Source organism: Photobacterium makurazakiensis (assembly GCF_050336715.1).
GTDB lineage: Bacteria > Pseudomonadota > Gammaproteobacteria > Enterobacterales > Vibrionaceae > Photobacterium > Photobacterium makurazakiensis.
The window spans coordinates 25,266-40,446 of sequence record NZ_JAKJSJ010000061.1; the positions used below are offsets into that span (position 1 = coordinate 25,266).

Below are 15,181 nucleotides of genomic sequence, written 5' to 3' on the forward strand. Positions count from 1 at the left end.
TTCACAACACTATGTTTAGTTATTGCGTTGGTCATCTGCTGCTTAGGTGTGTTATTTAGCGACGACATTCTGATATGGCTAGGTGCTTTTGCAAAAGGCAAACGTTTACACCTCGGAGTTCGATGGAAAATTAAACATTAGTAACCGCCCTACAAAGAAAAAGTGAGACTCTAATCACAGAATGTAACTGACCATTACAATAGTGATTCTCAACCGATTTGCAGTAGGTATCATCAGACCAATTCAATCGCACTTCTGGTGGTAACCATGTTCAATAAAACCCTGCTTGCAGTTTCTCTGGCAGCAGCCTCTTTTGTAAGTAGCCCAGCATTTTCTGCTGAGAATGTAGATCTTCTTATCAAGAATGCTACTGTTCTTACCATGAACAATGAGAAGACTGTTTATGAAAATGGCCTTGTCGCAGTAAAAGAAAATAAAATCTTCGCGGTTACCGACGGTAGTGATGTAAAAGAATACAAAGCAACAAAAACCATTGATGCTGACGGTGACATCGTTATGCCAGGTTTAATCAATACACATACCCATGTATCAATGACCGTTTTCCGCTCAATGGCTGATGATGTTCCAGACCGCCTGCACCGATACATTTTCCCACTTGAGAGCAAACTCGTTTCTCGTGACATGGTTCGCATTGGTGCGCAATTAGGTAATGTCGAGATGGTAAAAGGTGGCGTTACCACTTATGCCGACATGTACTACTTTGAAGACGAAGTAGCTAAAACCGTCGATGAAATCGGTATGCGTGCAGTACTTGGTGAAACCGTTATCAAATTCCCTGTTGCCGATGCTGCGAATGCTGAAGAAGGCATTAAATATGCGGTTAACTTTATTAAAGAATACAAAGATCACCCACGTATTACCCCAGCATTTGCACCACACGCTCCTTACACCAACACCACTGAAACACTGCAGAAAATTACTGAGCTGTCTAAAAAGTATGATGTGCCAGTAATGATTCACCTTGCGGAATCTGAGCGTGAAAACCAAGTGATTGCTGAACGCAGTGGTGGTAAATCACCTGTTGAGTACATGGCTGATATCGGTGCCCTAACCCCTAACCTTATTGGCGCGCACGTTATCAATGTAAGTGATAGTGATATTGAGCTACTTAAAAAACACGATGTTGGTGTTGCTCACAACATGAGCGCTAATATCAAATCAGCAAAAGGGGTTGCGCCTGCACCCAAAATGCTTGAAAAAGGTGTACGTATCGGCTTAGGTACTGACGGACCGATGTCTGGTAACACCATTAGTACTCTCGACGAGTTCAACCAAGTTGCAAAAGTACACAAGCTAGTAAGCCAAGACCGTGCAGCAATGCCTCCAATTCAAGTCATCGAAATGGCGACTATTGGTGCAGCACGTGCACTTCATATGGAAGATACTATTGGCTCACTAGAAATCGGCAAACTTGCTGATATTATTGTCGTCGATACAACAGCGCCAAACATGGTGCCAGTTTATAATCCATATTCTGCGCTAGTTTATTCAGCCTATGCAACGAACATTAAGCACACCATTGTTGATGGTCAGATCCTAATGGAAGACCGCAACATGCTAACGGTTGATGAAGATGCTATTCGTGAAGAAGCACTTGAATTTGCTGATAAAGTTCGCAAAACAGTCGTAGAAAGTGGCGAAGTAGTACAATAATACCTCTTCCCTTTTACTTCTCGACCTAAATGATAGGCTGCATGAATATGCAGCCTTTTTTATACACTACACAACGAGTAAATAAACAAAAGTTCCGACAAAGCCTATGATGAACATACAGATAGATGCTTTAATGTAGAGCCATAGAATTTTTACCATATAAGGCTCCATTCATTGTTAATTGCTCGAATTAGACCTCATACAAAGCTCGTTAATGAGCTCAAGAGTATTAGAGGATCGATTCATTAACCATAGCCGCTATCGTCAACTCAAATTGTCTCAAAATCGCAGCAAAGACACTCAGCTTAATAGGGTTAAGCCATTGCTACCCATCTAGCCGGTGCAGCTGATTGTTTAAAACATAATCAAATATTGCCCGTAACAAGAAAGAGCTTAGGTGACAGTTATCTTACAGCGGTAATAGTATGATATTATTCAGCTATACCGCTTCAACTTGGTAAAAGAATGAACCAGTCTCAACTGCTTTTAGACATTAGTACCAACGCTTTATTACACCTCGAATTTAAAAAACTCGACAAACGCCTAACACAAGCAGAAAAGAATAACCTGCTTGTTCAAGTACTTAAACGAGTTGTGAAATCCAACAGATATAGAACGGTTAGAAAAACAACTAAGAAATGGCTTTTACTTGGCCGGAAATCAGGCACCAACCTAGAATCAATTATAGAACAAGAGTATGAGGGCCTATTGCAAACCTGCTCAACGGATCTGTTTCGTTTTATTGAGCTTGTTGGGGGTGTAGAGTCTCAACTGAATACCAACGTGCAATACTCACAGGCTCGCGACATCGACCTAAATGCTCGATACGGCGAAGTATTAGTATGTGTCGTCGATGAAAATTTAACATCGAGTTTTGATGATGACGGGTTAATGATCAAGTCGACCCAGATCCTTTTCATCGGAAGCTCTGATCACAAAGATATTTTTTCTGCTGCTATAGAACAAAGTGATTATTTTCAATCTGTTATCGCATACGAAGACGAAAACCACCTGAGAGTTGAGCTCTTTAGGTTGTAAAAGTGCCACCCACAAACACCGTTGGGTATGACGCCACAATGAGTGATTATTCATGACCGAATTTGGGTATTGGAAAAACATTTATGTTAACGGTACTAACACGATAAAATAAATTAACCCGTTTCATATTCGCTTTGAATCGCCCTTTCCCATTAAAATAAAAGCCAGTAACGCCCTCCTGAGTGATATTCAGGACGAAACATTACTGGCTCCTGTTCTTCTTCAGAACATCGTTCTTGGTTAATTCGCTGTTGCGATTTTAGCCTGCTTCGGTCGAGGTTCTGTACTCAGCCCCTTCATTAAACTAACGCATATCAACAATAAAACGAATGTAAAAGGTAACGCCGTTATGATAGTGCCAGCCTGAAGTGCTTCAATCGCTTCAGTACCACCAATCCAAACGAGTACAGCGGCAATTGAACCTGATACAACTGACCAAAATACTCGCTGCGGTGTTGGGGTATCAATTTTCCCGCCTGATGTAATGCTATCTAGAACCAAAGACGCTGAATCAGAAGTCGTTATAAAAAAGATCATGATTAAAACAACAGCAATGGCTGAAATCGCATAGCTAAATGGTAACGCATCAATCAATTGGAATAGTGCTAAAGAAACATCGGTAATACCATTAGCACCAAGCTCTCCGATACCATTCATGACTTGATCGATAGCAATGCCACCTAAAATCGTCATCCAAAAAATACACACTACGGAAGGAATAAAAATAACGGCAGATAAGAATTCACGAATTGTCYGGCCTTTAGATATTCTGGCGATAAATATGCCAACAAACGGCGCACACGTAACCCACCAAGCCCAGTAAAATACGGTCCAGCCCTGCATCCATCCTTCATCCCCCCTGCCATGTGGGTTACTTAATGGGATGATATTTTCAATATAACCCACTAGCCCTAACGGCAAGCTAGACACAAACGACGAAAAGCCAACACAGCCCATGAAGATAAGAAAGCAAAAAGCAATGCAGATATTAGTATTGCTTAAAATTCTCACCCCACCTTGCATTCCTCTGACGATTGATACGATGGCTAACGATGTAACAAATACAATTACGGCAAATTGTAGCCCTAAGCCGTAGTCAGTACCGAAAAGGTGATTTAAGCCTGTCGCAGCTTGTTTTGAACCAAGGCCGAGTGATGTTGCCATACCAAAAATAGTGACTAAAACAGTCATGACGTCAATAATATTGCCAAACCAGCCCCAAGTACGATCACCAACAATAGGATAGAATATTGAGCGTACAGATAAAGGCAAACCTTTATTATAAAAGAAGAAAGCCAGTGCTAATGCCATGACCCCATAAAAAGACCATGCATGTAATCCCCAGTGGAATATCGTCGCGCCCAATGCAACTTTTTTAGCTTCAATTGAATAAGCCTCTACACCAAGCGGCGTTCCGCCCCAGCCAGTAAAAAATGCAGTAGGCTCTGCAACCCCCCAGAAAATAAGACCAATACCCATACCAGCAGCAAATAGCATGGATAACCATGAAACCATTGAATATTCAGTTTCACTTTGCTCTCCGCCCAACCTGATTCTACCGTAGGGAGAAACAATTAAAAACAAACAAAAAAATAAGAATATATTACCGGCCCACAGAAATAAGCCATCGAAATTATTAATGACCTGCCATTTAAAATTATTAAGAACAGTATTGGCTGTTGAGGCGTCTGATAATAATATCRCAACGAGAAAAAACAGAATTAAACCAGCACTTAAACCGAAAACACGGTTATGTACATCAAATCCCCATTTTTCCACATTGTCTTGGCCAACTGAATAATCAGTATTTTCTATACTGTACTTGTCTTTGTTTATACTCATTGATCCTCTTAAAAACGTTAGAGTACTAATAGCCACCAGAAAGGTGGCCTGCTAATAAATTGCATTATTTTGTTAGTACTCAAAGTGTTTTGATTTATGAATTCCCGAGTACAGTACCAGCTAAATCCCTACAAACCAAGGATCTGTTGATAGATCCATCAGAAAAATTGATATAGGATAACTTTATAGAGAGTAACTTTACTTAGACATCGAAACAAATTTAACCTTCAACAACCTACATATTGACTAAATTATGCCTATCAAATGGCTAGGATAGACAACTTTGGCACTTGAATTTTCAGCTGAAAGTTTAATCGTCACTAAATAACAGTGGCTACCTAGCCAATACGCTGAACAGCATAAATCTTATTTTCTACAGGATCACGAAATGGGGCGAAATAATGCTTCCCCCCATAAGAATAATCTCGAACTAATGTAATTTACTTATTTAGAATCAGACTTCAATTGTCATTAGCTCAAGAGTAACCAAACTGCAACACCAAACATTAAGCTACCAGAAATACGGTTCATCGTACTAACGTTTTGCTGGTTCATTAATAGCGCACGCAACGCTTTACCGCCGCTTGCATACAACGACATGCAAACAAATTCAGATAACATGATTATACCAACCAGCACACTAAGTTGAGGAATAAGTGATTGCTCAGGATTGATAAAGGGAGGAAGTAACGAAATCATAAACGCCCAGCCTTTCGGGTTAGCAATTGCAGTCACAAAACCTTGAACTAACAACCCTAAATTTGAGGATTGTGTTGACTGTAAATTATCGTCACTTAGCGCCATTTTTCCGCGCGATTGCCACATTTGTAGCCCTAAGTAGGCCAGATATAGTGCACCCGCTGTTTTAAAAGCAATAAACAACCAAGGCATTTTAATCATAATTGCAGCAATACCCAGCACGGCACTAATCGCAACCAATGCAACGCCAAAGACTTCCCCTAGCATCATCCATAAAGTGCGGCGAAAGCCAATGCTCATACCAAGCCCTAACGCTAACGTCATACACATGCCTGGGGTTATCGACACAAAAAAGAACGTTGGAATAAATACCAACAACACTGCTAATTCCAAGTGACCACTCCTACTAAATACTGACACGGCACTTTAACGGTATTATTTTTTTTCACAAATGTTTTATTGGCTCAAATCTCAACCAGTAGTAACGCAGGCTACCTATCCCAATAACCTCAGAAGAAACACGCAAAAAAAAGCGCTGTTAAATGAATAACAGCGCCTCTCTATGGTCATGGCTACCAATTGAATAAATTATCGGTTTAGACAGACCTCAACACTTCATCAATGAGTTGATCATTCGAACCCAAGTAATTACTTGGATAACAGGCTTGAGTGATTTCAGATTCACTTAGGTGAAATCTAATTTCTTGGCACTCCAGCATCATTGCTGGCAATAGTTTTGCCTGACAAGAATGCTCAGCAATAGCTTGCTTCACCAGTTGATAGCTTTGGCCCCGCCCAATTTTCCGCGCCAATGCCATCATTACCGACTCAGACATCATCATATAACGTGAATGCTCAAAATTCTTTTCCATCCGTACGCTATTAACGCCCAATGTCGACATCATTTCGGTAGCTTTCGCTAATGATGTTGAAACAGCAACACTCGCCTCAGGAACTACACTCCAGCTCACGACACGCATAGAGGCTGCCCTAATATCTTGCTGATCCATTAACGACGGCGCACCTGAAGCATACATCCAGCCTAAACGCGATAATGACTGGATCATATTCGCTAAACGTGGATTTGACTTATGTGGCATGGTTGATGATGCCCCACCCTTCGCTCCCTCAACAAGCTCTCCGATAGCACTACGCCCCTGCAACTCCACATCATTTGCCATTCTGACTAATGAACCGTGAATTAACGCAAAAACTTGTACCACTTCCACAATACTGTCTTGGCTGCCATTCCAAGCACCATTGGGCACTGTTAAGCCTAATGCTGCTAACAATCGGTCACGAATCATAAGCCCATCGACATCATCACCCAGTGACGATAAATTACCAATCGCACCACCAAACATGCCAGTACATGCTCGTGGATACAGTTCAGTAACTCGTTGCCTATGGCGTATCAACTCCGATAAGTAGCTTGATACTTGCAACCCCCAAGTTGTCGGCAAAGCATCCTGTGAGTTTGTTCGAGCAACCATTACAGTATGGCGATGCTCATCTGCCATTTTGGCTAATACTTCAATGAGCTGTTCTAATTGACTCAGAACTAGATCAAGCGTACTTTTCAGTCGTATTGCTTGGCCCGTATCAAGCACATCTTGCGTCGTTCCCCCCCAATGAAGATAAGACTTAACGTACTCATCCCCAGCGTGGGTCAATTGGTCAATAACAGGCTTAATTGCCATGCCATTAAATGCAGTCTGCTGATTTAACTCCTCCCAATCAATTATATCTAAGTGACAAATTTGCTTTATTGAGGCCAATGCTTCAGCGGGTATAATACCGACTTCTGATTGCACTTTTGCGAGTGCCACTTCAAAATCTAGCCACGATTGAACAACAGCTTGGTCATTCCAAATCGCTTTCATATCCGCGTTAGAAAACACTGATGAATATAACTGAGAGTCAAATACAGAGACCGCATTTTCATTCATAATTTAATTATCCTAACATCGCGCTCATTGCAACAAGTGCAACCAAACCACCCATCATAGGAATCGCAGTACGTTTAACAAGTTCTATTGGTGATACACCTGCAGCACCGGCACACGCAATAACAACACCTGCAACAGGCGAGAATGAACGGAAGATACCTGATGATAACTGCATTGGCAGTGCGAATGCGGCCGTTGATACACCCAACGTACCTGCAACTTCTGGTGCTAGGTTAGAAAAACTAAAGAACGGTGCATTACCTGAACCAGAAAGAAGCGCCGTGGCACCAATGATTGATACCATAACGATAACCATTGGTAAGTAGCCTAAACCTGCCGTTGATGTTGCACCCAATAGCATGCCGATGAAACCAATAGTGCTTAAACCAACAACAAACGTTTGAGCTGCGATAATCAGTGATACAACACTTGCAAACGCTTTGCCCATACCATCTAGGAACACTTTTAATGATGCCGCTACTTTTTTACCGTTGCGAGTGACAATAAAATCACAAACCATCGAGATAAATAGGCTGACGAACATTGCTGTTACAACGTCAACTTTAATGGTATCAATCGCAAAGCTACTGAACGTTAGTAACATTAATAGAGGAAGAACTGGAAGAATAGCAAACCATTTTGGTGCGCTTGTTTCTTCTTTCTCTTCGACTTTCAGCTCGTAAGTAACACCGTTTTCTGCATCTTTCTTATCAAACCAGCGTTGACAGAAGAAGTGAAGAACCGCGATAACCGCCATAACAACTGGTGCAACAACAATCTGGTGGTTGATAAAGTAAGCCGCAGCATCAATACCAATAACTTCTGCTGCCTTTAATGAGTTACCCGATGCTGGACCTAAATCCAAACATGCTGTTGTTGCTAATACTGCAGCAGTTGATGCTGGTGTACAGCCGATACGTACTAAGACTGGGTACATTGCAACAAGCAACAACATCGCCAAACCAACCGCTGATGGAATGAAGATATTCAGCACCTGACCAAGTACATAAGTCAGTGCTAGTACAACATATGGGCTTTTGATCAATGAAAGTGGCTTGGTTGATACCTGAACCATCGCATTTGCAGCACCAATATGATTCATGTAGCTAGAGAAACCCGCTACACTCATGATAATTAGACCAAGATTCGCCACTGTTGATGAGGAAATGGCTTTAATTACTAGAAAGAAATCAAAAACAACGGCGCCTGACGAATTAGTTCCTGCAGGTAGAAAGTCACTATTACCTGATAGAACACCAATAAAGATCATTAAAAGACCAGCTGCGAACAGTGCAGCTTGTGTATTATATTTTTTAACAATCAAAAAACCCGCACCGAATATAATCGGTAGCGATAGTAATGGGATGAACATAATATTTCTCACTCTGTAGCTTCAGACAATATCTATTGTTTCATATAACCCTAAGATTAATTACAAGTTAAATTACCTTTTTACTTGTTTGAAACAACACAAATGGGTCTACACAATACATTTGTATACAAGGCCAGTCCTTCAGCTTTATAAACCCTAAAACTTGACGGTGCGCAATAAAAACAGAACACTTACAATCACCGTAAATAATTCAACCATGACTAACACTCTCGATAACAAAGCGTTAACCTATCAAACGCAATCTTTATTCCGTCTTCATCGTTGCACCACATGTTTAATTTTACTGAATATCTAATTAGAGTAATTGTATAATCAGCGCCTGTTGAGAGCTGCATCATATTCGCATTTGTAACATAATGTTACTTGTGAAGGAGTTAATTACAGAAGGTGAACATTATAAATAACGATGGGTATTTATAATGGCTCAAAGTTTCAAAAAATGAATGACTGGTGACCAGATCAAGCAACATGTTAAATAAAGATCAAGCGTCAAACAATATTGAAACGTTTCGCCATTCTTATCTACATGCTATATAAAGGCGATATATAACACCTTTATATACCAAATGAGAATGCACAGCTATCATTATTATTCCAGGGTGGCAATGCAACCCCTTTGTAGCAAGTATTAGCTAAAATTAACTTTCATCAAATTTTACAACCGCCTTTTCTTTTAATAACGTCGGCAGTGCATGCTCTTCTCCCCAGTCTTTTAACGCAAGTAAAATAGGTTCGAGTGAACGTCCTGTTTCCGTCAAACTATATTCAACCTTAGGCGGTACTTCTGGGTATACTTCTCGGTGAATAAGCCCATACGCTTCCAACTCTCTCAACTGCTTAGTCAGCATTCGTTGGGTCACAGTACCAAGACGACGTTTTAACTCATTAAAACGTATGGTTCCAGAGAGTAAATGGTAAAGAATCATGCCTTTCCCTTTACCACTAAACAGCTCTAATGTTGCCTCTACAGGACACCCTTCATAAGCGTATGAGTCATACCTACTTCGTTTCATAGTATCCTTTTTGTACCTATGGCACATAAATGTGCGTACTTGCGATTTTGGAACATAACACTATCATAGCTCGCCAATAACAGGATAAATATATAAGCAGGAGACGCTTTAAATGAACCTTACTGATATCGTGCAAACCCGCTACTCCACTAAAGAGTTTGATGCGACAAAGCAAATCCCAAGCGAAATTTTTACTCAATTAAAAGATCTTCTTCGTTTTAGCCCTTCAAGTGTAAACTCTCAACCTTGGCACTTTATCATTGCTGATACTGACGAAGGTCGTAAGCGTATCAGTAAAGGCACACAAGGTTTGTTTGCTTTCAATGAAGCAAAAGTACTAAATGCTTCTCACGTTATTCTTCTTTGTGCAAAAACCCAAATTGACGAAGAATACTTAGGCCACCTTTTAGACGCTGAAGAAAAAGATGGACGTTTTGCAGAATCTACATTTAAAGAAACCGTTCATAAAGGCCGCTCAATGTTTGTTAACATGCATCGGTTTGATCTGAAAGATGCTCAGCATTGGATGGAAAAACAAGTCTACCTAAACATGGGAACAGTATTACTGGGTGCTGGTGCGCTTGGCGTTGATGCTCTACCAATCGAAGGTGTCGATACCAAAACGCTAAATGAAGAATTCGGTCTACTTGATAAAGGTTACTCTGCGGTTGCACTTATCGCTTTAGGTTACCGTAAAGAGACAGATTTCAACGCAGCATTACCTAAGTCTCGATTACCAGAAGAAGAGATTTTCACGATCCTGCCTTAAATAGCTCGATATAAATCGTAATAGCAAACACTTAACTAACCTAGAAAGCGTATTCATATGAATACGCTTTTTTATTGTGTGCAACTACTCATGTTAATATTCGAGTTTATAACCTGCCCCGTATACGGAATGAATAAGCTCATAATCAGGCTGAATTTCAGTGAACTTCTTACGCAGTTTCTTAATATGGCTATCAATGGTACGTTCACTAACAATGCGATTGTCCCGGTAAATTGCTTCCATCAACTGCCCTCTTGAATATACCCTTCCAGGCGATGCTGAAAGTATATCAAGCATGGCAAATTCAACAGCAGTGAGCTCTAGCTCTTTTCCTCTGAGCTTGGCCTTATATCGAGCTTTGTCGAGCTGCAATACCATTTTCGGCTCAGTATTAGATTCTGTTGTTTGAACAAGGTTTTCAGGCACTAATGCGTGACGCCGTAACACCGCCTTCACCCTAGCTACGACTTCTCGTAAACTGCATGGTTTGCAAATATAATCATCTGAGCCAATCTCTAGCCCTAGCAGCCTATCTATCTCATCAACTTTAGCCGTAACCATAATGATAGGTACCTGAGAGAACTGCCGTATCTCTTTGCATATTTCAACACCATCTTTACCAGGTAACATACCATCAAGTAAAATTAAATCAGGACTATGTGTTCTTACCCATTCAACAACTGATAACCCCTCATAAAGAGCACTTGTTTGAAATCCTGATGCTTTTAAATAGTCTTCTGTTAATGTCGCTAATTGTATTTCATCTTCAACGACTAATACGTGCTCATTCATGTCTACACTTCCTTGCGGATAACCAACTTCATACACACACCACCCAATGAAGAATGCTCTGCTGATAACGTCATACCGTGTGCATCAGCAATGTTATTGCATATCGCTAAACCTAACCCTGCACCATTATTATTTTGCCGAGTGCGGGAACGATCTGTACGATAAAGTCGTTCAAAAATCTGATTCATCTCGTCATCTGATAAACCTGGTGCCGAGTCATAAAAAGAAAATAATAACTTATGCTCACCAATCATTTGGGCTTCTATTTTCAAAACCCCACCACTATCGGTGTACTTCAAAGAATTCTTTATTAAATTTGAAAATAATTGCTGAATCCGATTTTGATCCAGTTCAATCATCATATTTCTCATTAACTCTGGATTACCTTCATAATGAAGACCAAGTGTCAGCGTCTTCTCTTCAAACGCATCGCTATAAAGATCAACACACTGTTCAAGCATTGCCACTGGTGATGCTTGAATTTTATTGTAGCTCAATGCACCGATATCACTTAAAGAGAGTTCATAAAGGTCATTCACTAAATGCGAAAGATGTATCACGTTGTAGTGCAATGATTTAAATGTTGCATCACTATTTTCTCTAACACCATCCTGCACCGCTTCAACTTCAGCCTGCATTATTGCTAGTGGGTTCCTTAGCTCATGAGAAATATCAGCGATCCATTGCTGCCTAGCCTTTTCATTTTTTTCTAATACCTTCGCAAGATGATTAATATCGCACGCAAGATGCCCTAGCTCATCGCGTCGTTTTATAGGTAGTCTCGTTTTATAAGTGCCTAAAGCCAATTGACGAACGCTGGCATTAAATGATTCAACTGTTTTAATCAGTCCATGCGCCCAAGGATATGCCATTGCTAAGGTTACACCGCATGATATAACCCAAATCCATAAGAGACTGCCATTAAAATCTTGCACAAACTGCACTTCTGTTGCTTCAAGGATTTTTTGATGGGGAATATGACCAAGAAAGGCAATAGTTTGGCCATTAGCTGTAATAGGATACAGCATTTCATCTGGGTGATTGTTCGCTCCAATGATAAGGTTTTTATCAGCATCAAGGAGCATTAAACGGTGTTCAAACAAAGATGACCCAGCTTCTCGCCTTGGCGGAAAGCCTTGCTGCTGGCTTCCATCTACGAATTTGCCGTCAGTCATGTTCCATCGCGGTTGTTCATTAAACATGGTGGGCTTAGGTGACAAAGAACTGATACGACTACGTTCCAATTCATTAGGATTAAAGCCAGCACTTAATGGTGATGCTGGTCTTTGCCACTCCTCAGCACTCTCAGGCAAGGTGGAGTTAACGAGTTTTGGCCACCAGCTATGTGGATTACTACTATTTTCTAAGTAAGCAGGAAGATATTTCTCTAATTGGACAATTAGCTTCTCAACTCTTAACTTTTCTTCACTATTAACATAACGTAGAAAACCTTCATTCATGGTCATTTTCGTTAGCATAATAAGTGTTATCGATCCGACAAGCGTAGTCGCAACAATCATCAAAATTGCACGAAATCGTATATGATTTTGAATCGCAGATATCAGATTTCGAATCATAGTATCCATTTAATGACTCTTAATAATCAGTATGTAATAGTTTAATTATAACCATTATTCAATATTTATTAGACTTTATTTAAATATGGTTATTCTGATGAATCAATAATATATAAAGTAAATTTGCTTTTTCATTTTTCTTAGACTACTGACCTCTATCAATGCAATAATCATTAAAAGCATAAAACCAATCATAAATAATGCTGTAACCACGATGTTATTCAACAGCAATGATAGCATTAAGCATATAAATGAAAGTATTAAAGAAAAAGTCCTCATAATAATATCTATCCTTGTTATACAAAAAGAGGGGATTAAGCTACTCTACAAACCATTTATCACTATAAACAGCTGTTGATGTTATTTTTTCCTTTTCTTTCTGACTCGACACTGAATCAACAATAAACCCTAAAACAATTGAAAAGTAACCGAGTAATGAGAAAGAAATCAATAAAATATCCTCTATCTCAACGGCTAGATATATACTAAAAAACGATATCAATAAGCCTATATACTTTGTCATCATCTTTCCCTCTCAATCAATACATTCTTCAATGTGAAACTTACCTAAAATCTTGCAGCTAATCATTTTTCCAAGGTTGTCAAAACACTCACAATCAGACAGTACATCTGTCACTTTCACCGTCACAGCACGATACGAACGACTTTCCAGTTTTTGTCTATTTTCATTTTGACATCCACAAAGAATGATAATGGAAATACTGAATATCATTTTCAAAAACATCACTCTGCCCCGTGTTGTTGATTTGATTTAAATGATACGAGTTGAATATGGAAGGATTGGGGATGAAATGTGCAAATAATGAGGAGAAACACAATAGCGGTATTTTAAGAAGAGATAGATAGAAAAAGTCCTATTCAATAATGGCTAAATTAAGCGGCTATTGAATAGGACTCTCGTCCTGAATGCTTACCTTTACGCTGAAAACTGCCCTTGCCCTTCTTCGATTTCACAATACGAGTATAAAACAACTGACTCGTCACTGCAGCTTTTAACGCATTGTCTTTAATTATACCACGGCCCAAATCGGTATCATGACAACCGCTGCTTGGAGAAACCTCTACCAGCTGCAATTTACGCTTTTTACTCATCGCTGTATCCTCTTTAATCTTTGTTTATGGTTGATAGCCTCGCTATCTAACACCGTAGTTTAACGCGCTCATGCTACCGTTGACTAGTGTTAGCTTGTTTGCGGTTGATAATGCGCTTTATAAAGCTTCAAGAAGTGCAACACAATCTCACGCGCTACATCAGTCTCACAGTTTGTGAGAAAGACAATCCCCGTCTGCGTTTCAGTATTAAATAACATTTCAGTTCGAATCCCCTTCACCCAACCACCATGATGAACAAAGCCTTTAATCTTCTTGTAATCAAACGTACGCCACCCTAATCCATAATATACATTACTAAGCTGTTTACGATATCGATATTGATTTGCGCGAATATGAGGCTTATGCATTACATCTAATGAAGATGGCCGAATTACTGTTGGGTTATGACCAAATTGCGCCAGCATCCATTTAGCAAGATCTTGCGCACTGGCATTCACACCTGCAGCGGCTGGTACTCGATAATAATAAGGTGCAGGCTTAACTGCCGCAAAACCCGCTTTCACTTTTACATGAGGTACAACACGGTTTTTCGTCGCTTTAAAAGCATCCAGCCCATATGAGGCATGATCCATTTCTAATGGGATGAATACGTTTTCTTTCACAAAAGTGGCGTAATCCATACCAGAGGCAAGTGCCAACATTTCAGCGCTGAGATTATAAACAATATTTTGATAGCCGTAGCAATTACCAGGATCACAAACAAATTTGACGCGATCAAGCATCTGTAAAATGCGCGTATATTTCACATTATCTTCTAATAAGTCTGAATATGCTTGTGGTACCAACCCAGTAGTATGCGACAACAAATGACGTAAAGTCACTTCACTGCCAAGTTCAGCATCACTGAACTCTATGTTTTCGAGATAAGGTATAACATGGGTATCCCATTCTAATATGCCTTTATTCACCAAGATAGATACTGCAGCCGAGGCAAATGTTTTAGAAATAGACGCCAAAGGAAACACTGTAGCTGAATTGACTTTTTTTGCCCCCCCGGTCTTCGTAACCCCATACCCTCTTAATAAACGTACATTGCCATCGATAATGACGGCTAAAGATGCGCCGGGAATACCCTTCTTCACGGCTTTTTTCACGTAAGTATCAAGGTTAAGTGCTATATCATCATTATTAGCCGCGACGCTCTGATTTGTAATCGTTATTAAAGCAGCGAACCACAGCACCTTACATAACTTGCTCACGATAAACACCTCACCATTCACCCACACTAAGCGTAGTTGCTGGTAATGCCTTCCCTTTTTCTCTCAATTGAGAATTTACGCGATTATTAGCAGGCTAATGAG

General features: G+C 40.0%; 12 protein-coding genes and 1 pseudogene. 3 read left to right on the forward strand and 10 right to left on the reverse strand.

Annotation, left to right across the window (positions count from 1 at the left end; all coding sequences use genetic code 11):
- Positions 1-267 precede the first annotated feature (267 nt).
- Positions 268-1,674 carry an amidohydrolase gene (locus L4D09_RS23060; RefSeq protein ID WP_428459884.1) on the forward strand — a complete coding sequence of 469 codons (1,407 nt, stop codon included), beginning with the start codon at positions 268-270 and terminating at the stop codon, positions 1,672-1,674.
- 465 nt (positions 1,675-2,139) lie between these two features.
- Positions 2,140-2,712: a DUF2913 family protein gene (locus L4D09_RS23065; RefSeq protein ID WP_428459885.1), complete on the forward strand. Its 573-nt coding sequence runs from the start codon at positions 2,140-2,142 to the stop codon at positions 2,710-2,712.
- Positions 2,713-2,952: 240 nt separating this feature from the next.
- Here the strand turns inward: L4D09_RS23065 and L4D09_RS23070 are convergent, their stop codons facing one another.
- The 5 genes from L4D09_RS23070 to L4D09_RS23090 form a co-directional block, all read right to left on the reverse strand.
- On the reverse strand, positions 2,953-4,554 hold the full coding sequence (locus L4D09_RS23070) for a BCCT family transporter (protein WP_428459886.1): 1,602 nt from the start codon (positions 4,552-4,554) through the stop codon (positions 2,953-2,955).
- Between the two features lie 471 nt (positions 4,555-5,025).
- Positions 5,026-5,646 (reverse strand): LysE family translocator, encoded by a 621-nt coding sequence (locus tag L4D09_RS23075; RefSeq protein ID WP_428459887.1) that lies wholly within the window; start codon positions 5,644-5,646, stop codon positions 5,026-5,028.
- 203 nt (positions 5,647-5,849) lie between these two features.
- Positions 5,850-7,202, reverse strand: a complete 1,353-nt coding sequence (locus L4D09_RS23080; protein WP_428459888.1) for a class-II fumarase/aspartase family protein — start codon at positions 7,200-7,202, stop codon at positions 5,850-5,852.
- A gap of 7 nt (positions 7,203-7,209) precedes the next feature.
- A complete protein-coding gene (gene dcuC / locus L4D09_RS23085) occupies positions 7,210-8,574 on the reverse strand; it encodes a C4-dicarboxylate transporter DcuC (protein WP_428459889.1) in 1,365 nt (454 codons plus the stop codon).
- A gap of 659 nt (positions 8,575-9,233) precedes the next feature.
- A complete protein-coding gene (locus tag L4D09_RS23090) occupies positions 9,234-9,608 on the reverse strand; it encodes a winged helix-turn-helix transcriptional regulator (protein ID WP_428459890.1) in 375 nt (124 codons plus the stop codon).
- A gap of 112 nt (positions 9,609-9,720) precedes the next feature.
- Between L4D09_RS23090 and nfsB the strand changes: the two genes are divergently transcribed.
- A complete protein-coding gene (nfsB, locus tag L4D09_RS23095; protein WP_428459891.1) occupies positions 9,721-10,377 on the forward strand; it encodes an oxygen-insensitive NAD(P)H nitroreductase in 657 nt (218 codons plus the stop codon).
- A 93-nt stretch (positions 10,378-10,470) separates the two neighbouring features.
- On the opposite strand, the gene L4D09_RS23100 is transcribed toward nfsB, so the two are convergent.
- The 5 genes and pseudogenes from L4D09_RS23100 to L4D09_RS23120 all read right to left on the reverse strand — a co-directional run bounded on the left by L4D09_RS23100 (position 10,471) and on the right by L4D09_RS23120 (position 15,079).
- Positions 10,471-11,169, reverse strand: coding sequence for a response regulator (locus tag L4D09_RS23100; RefSeq protein WP_428459892.1), 699 nt, complete (start codon positions 11,167-11,169; stop codon positions 10,471-10,473).
- Between the two features lie 2 nt (positions 11,170-11,171).
- On the reverse strand, positions 11,172-12,755 hold the full coding sequence (locus L4D09_RS23105) for an ATP-binding protein (RefSeq protein ID WP_428459893.1): 1,584 nt from the start codon (positions 12,753-12,755) through the stop codon (positions 11,172-11,174).
- 310 nt (positions 12,756-13,065) lie between these two features.
- Entirely contained in the window at positions 13,066-13,269 is a 204-nt protein-coding gene (locus L4D09_RS23110; RefSeq protein WP_428459894.1) for a hypothetical protein, read from the reverse strand.
- A gap of 383 nt (positions 13,270-13,652) precedes the next feature.
- A pseudogene (locus tag L4D09_RS23115) lies at positions 13,653-13,859 on the reverse strand (alternative ribosome-rescue factor A); the annotation flags it as partial.
- Between the two features lie 89 nt (positions 13,860-13,948).
- A complete protein-coding gene (locus L4D09_RS23120) occupies positions 13,949-15,079 on the reverse strand; it encodes a serine hydrolase domain-containing protein (RefSeq protein WP_428459895.1) in 1,131 nt (376 codons plus the stop codon).
- Between the last annotated feature and the right edge of the window lie 102 nt (positions 15,080-15,181).

What these genes read in the sequence shown, in the direction of transcription:
- L4D09_RS23060 (WP_428459884.1), top strand. Translation starts at nt 268, where the DNA reads ATGTTCAATAAAACCCTGCTTGCAGTTTCTCTGGCAGCAGCCTCTTTT.
- L4D09_RS23065 (WP_428459885.1), top strand. Translation starts at nt 2,140, where the DNA reads ATGAACCAGTCTCAACTGCTTTTAGACATTAGTACCAACGCTTTATTA.
- L4D09_RS23080 (WP_428459888.1), bottom strand. Translation starts at nt 7,202, where the DNA reads ATGAATGAAAATGCGGTCTCTGTATTTGACTCTCAGTTATATTCATCA.
- dcuC (WP_428459889.1), bottom strand. Translation starts at nt 8,574, where the DNA reads ATGTTCATCCCATTACTATCGCTACCGATTATATTCGGTGCGGGTTTT.
- L4D09_RS23090 (WP_428459890.1), bottom strand. Translation starts at nt 9,608, where the DNA reads ATGAAACGAAGTAGGTATGACTCATACGCTTATGAAGGGTGTCCTGTA.
- nfsB (WP_428459891.1), top strand. Translation starts at nt 9,721, where the DNA reads ATGAACCTTACTGATATCGTGCAAACCCGCTACTCCACTAAAGAGTTT.
- L4D09_RS23100 (WP_428459892.1), bottom strand. Translation starts at nt 11,169, where the DNA reads ATGAATGAGCACGTATTAGTCGTTGAAGATGAAATACAATTAGCGACA.
- L4D09_RS23105 (WP_428459893.1), bottom strand. Translation starts at nt 12,755, where the DNA reads ATGGATACTATGATTCGAAATCTGATATCTGCGATTCAAAATCATATA.
- L4D09_RS23110 (WP_428459894.1), bottom strand. Translation starts at nt 13,269, where the DNA reads ATGACAAAGTATATAGGCTTATTGATATCGTTTTTTAGTATATATCTA.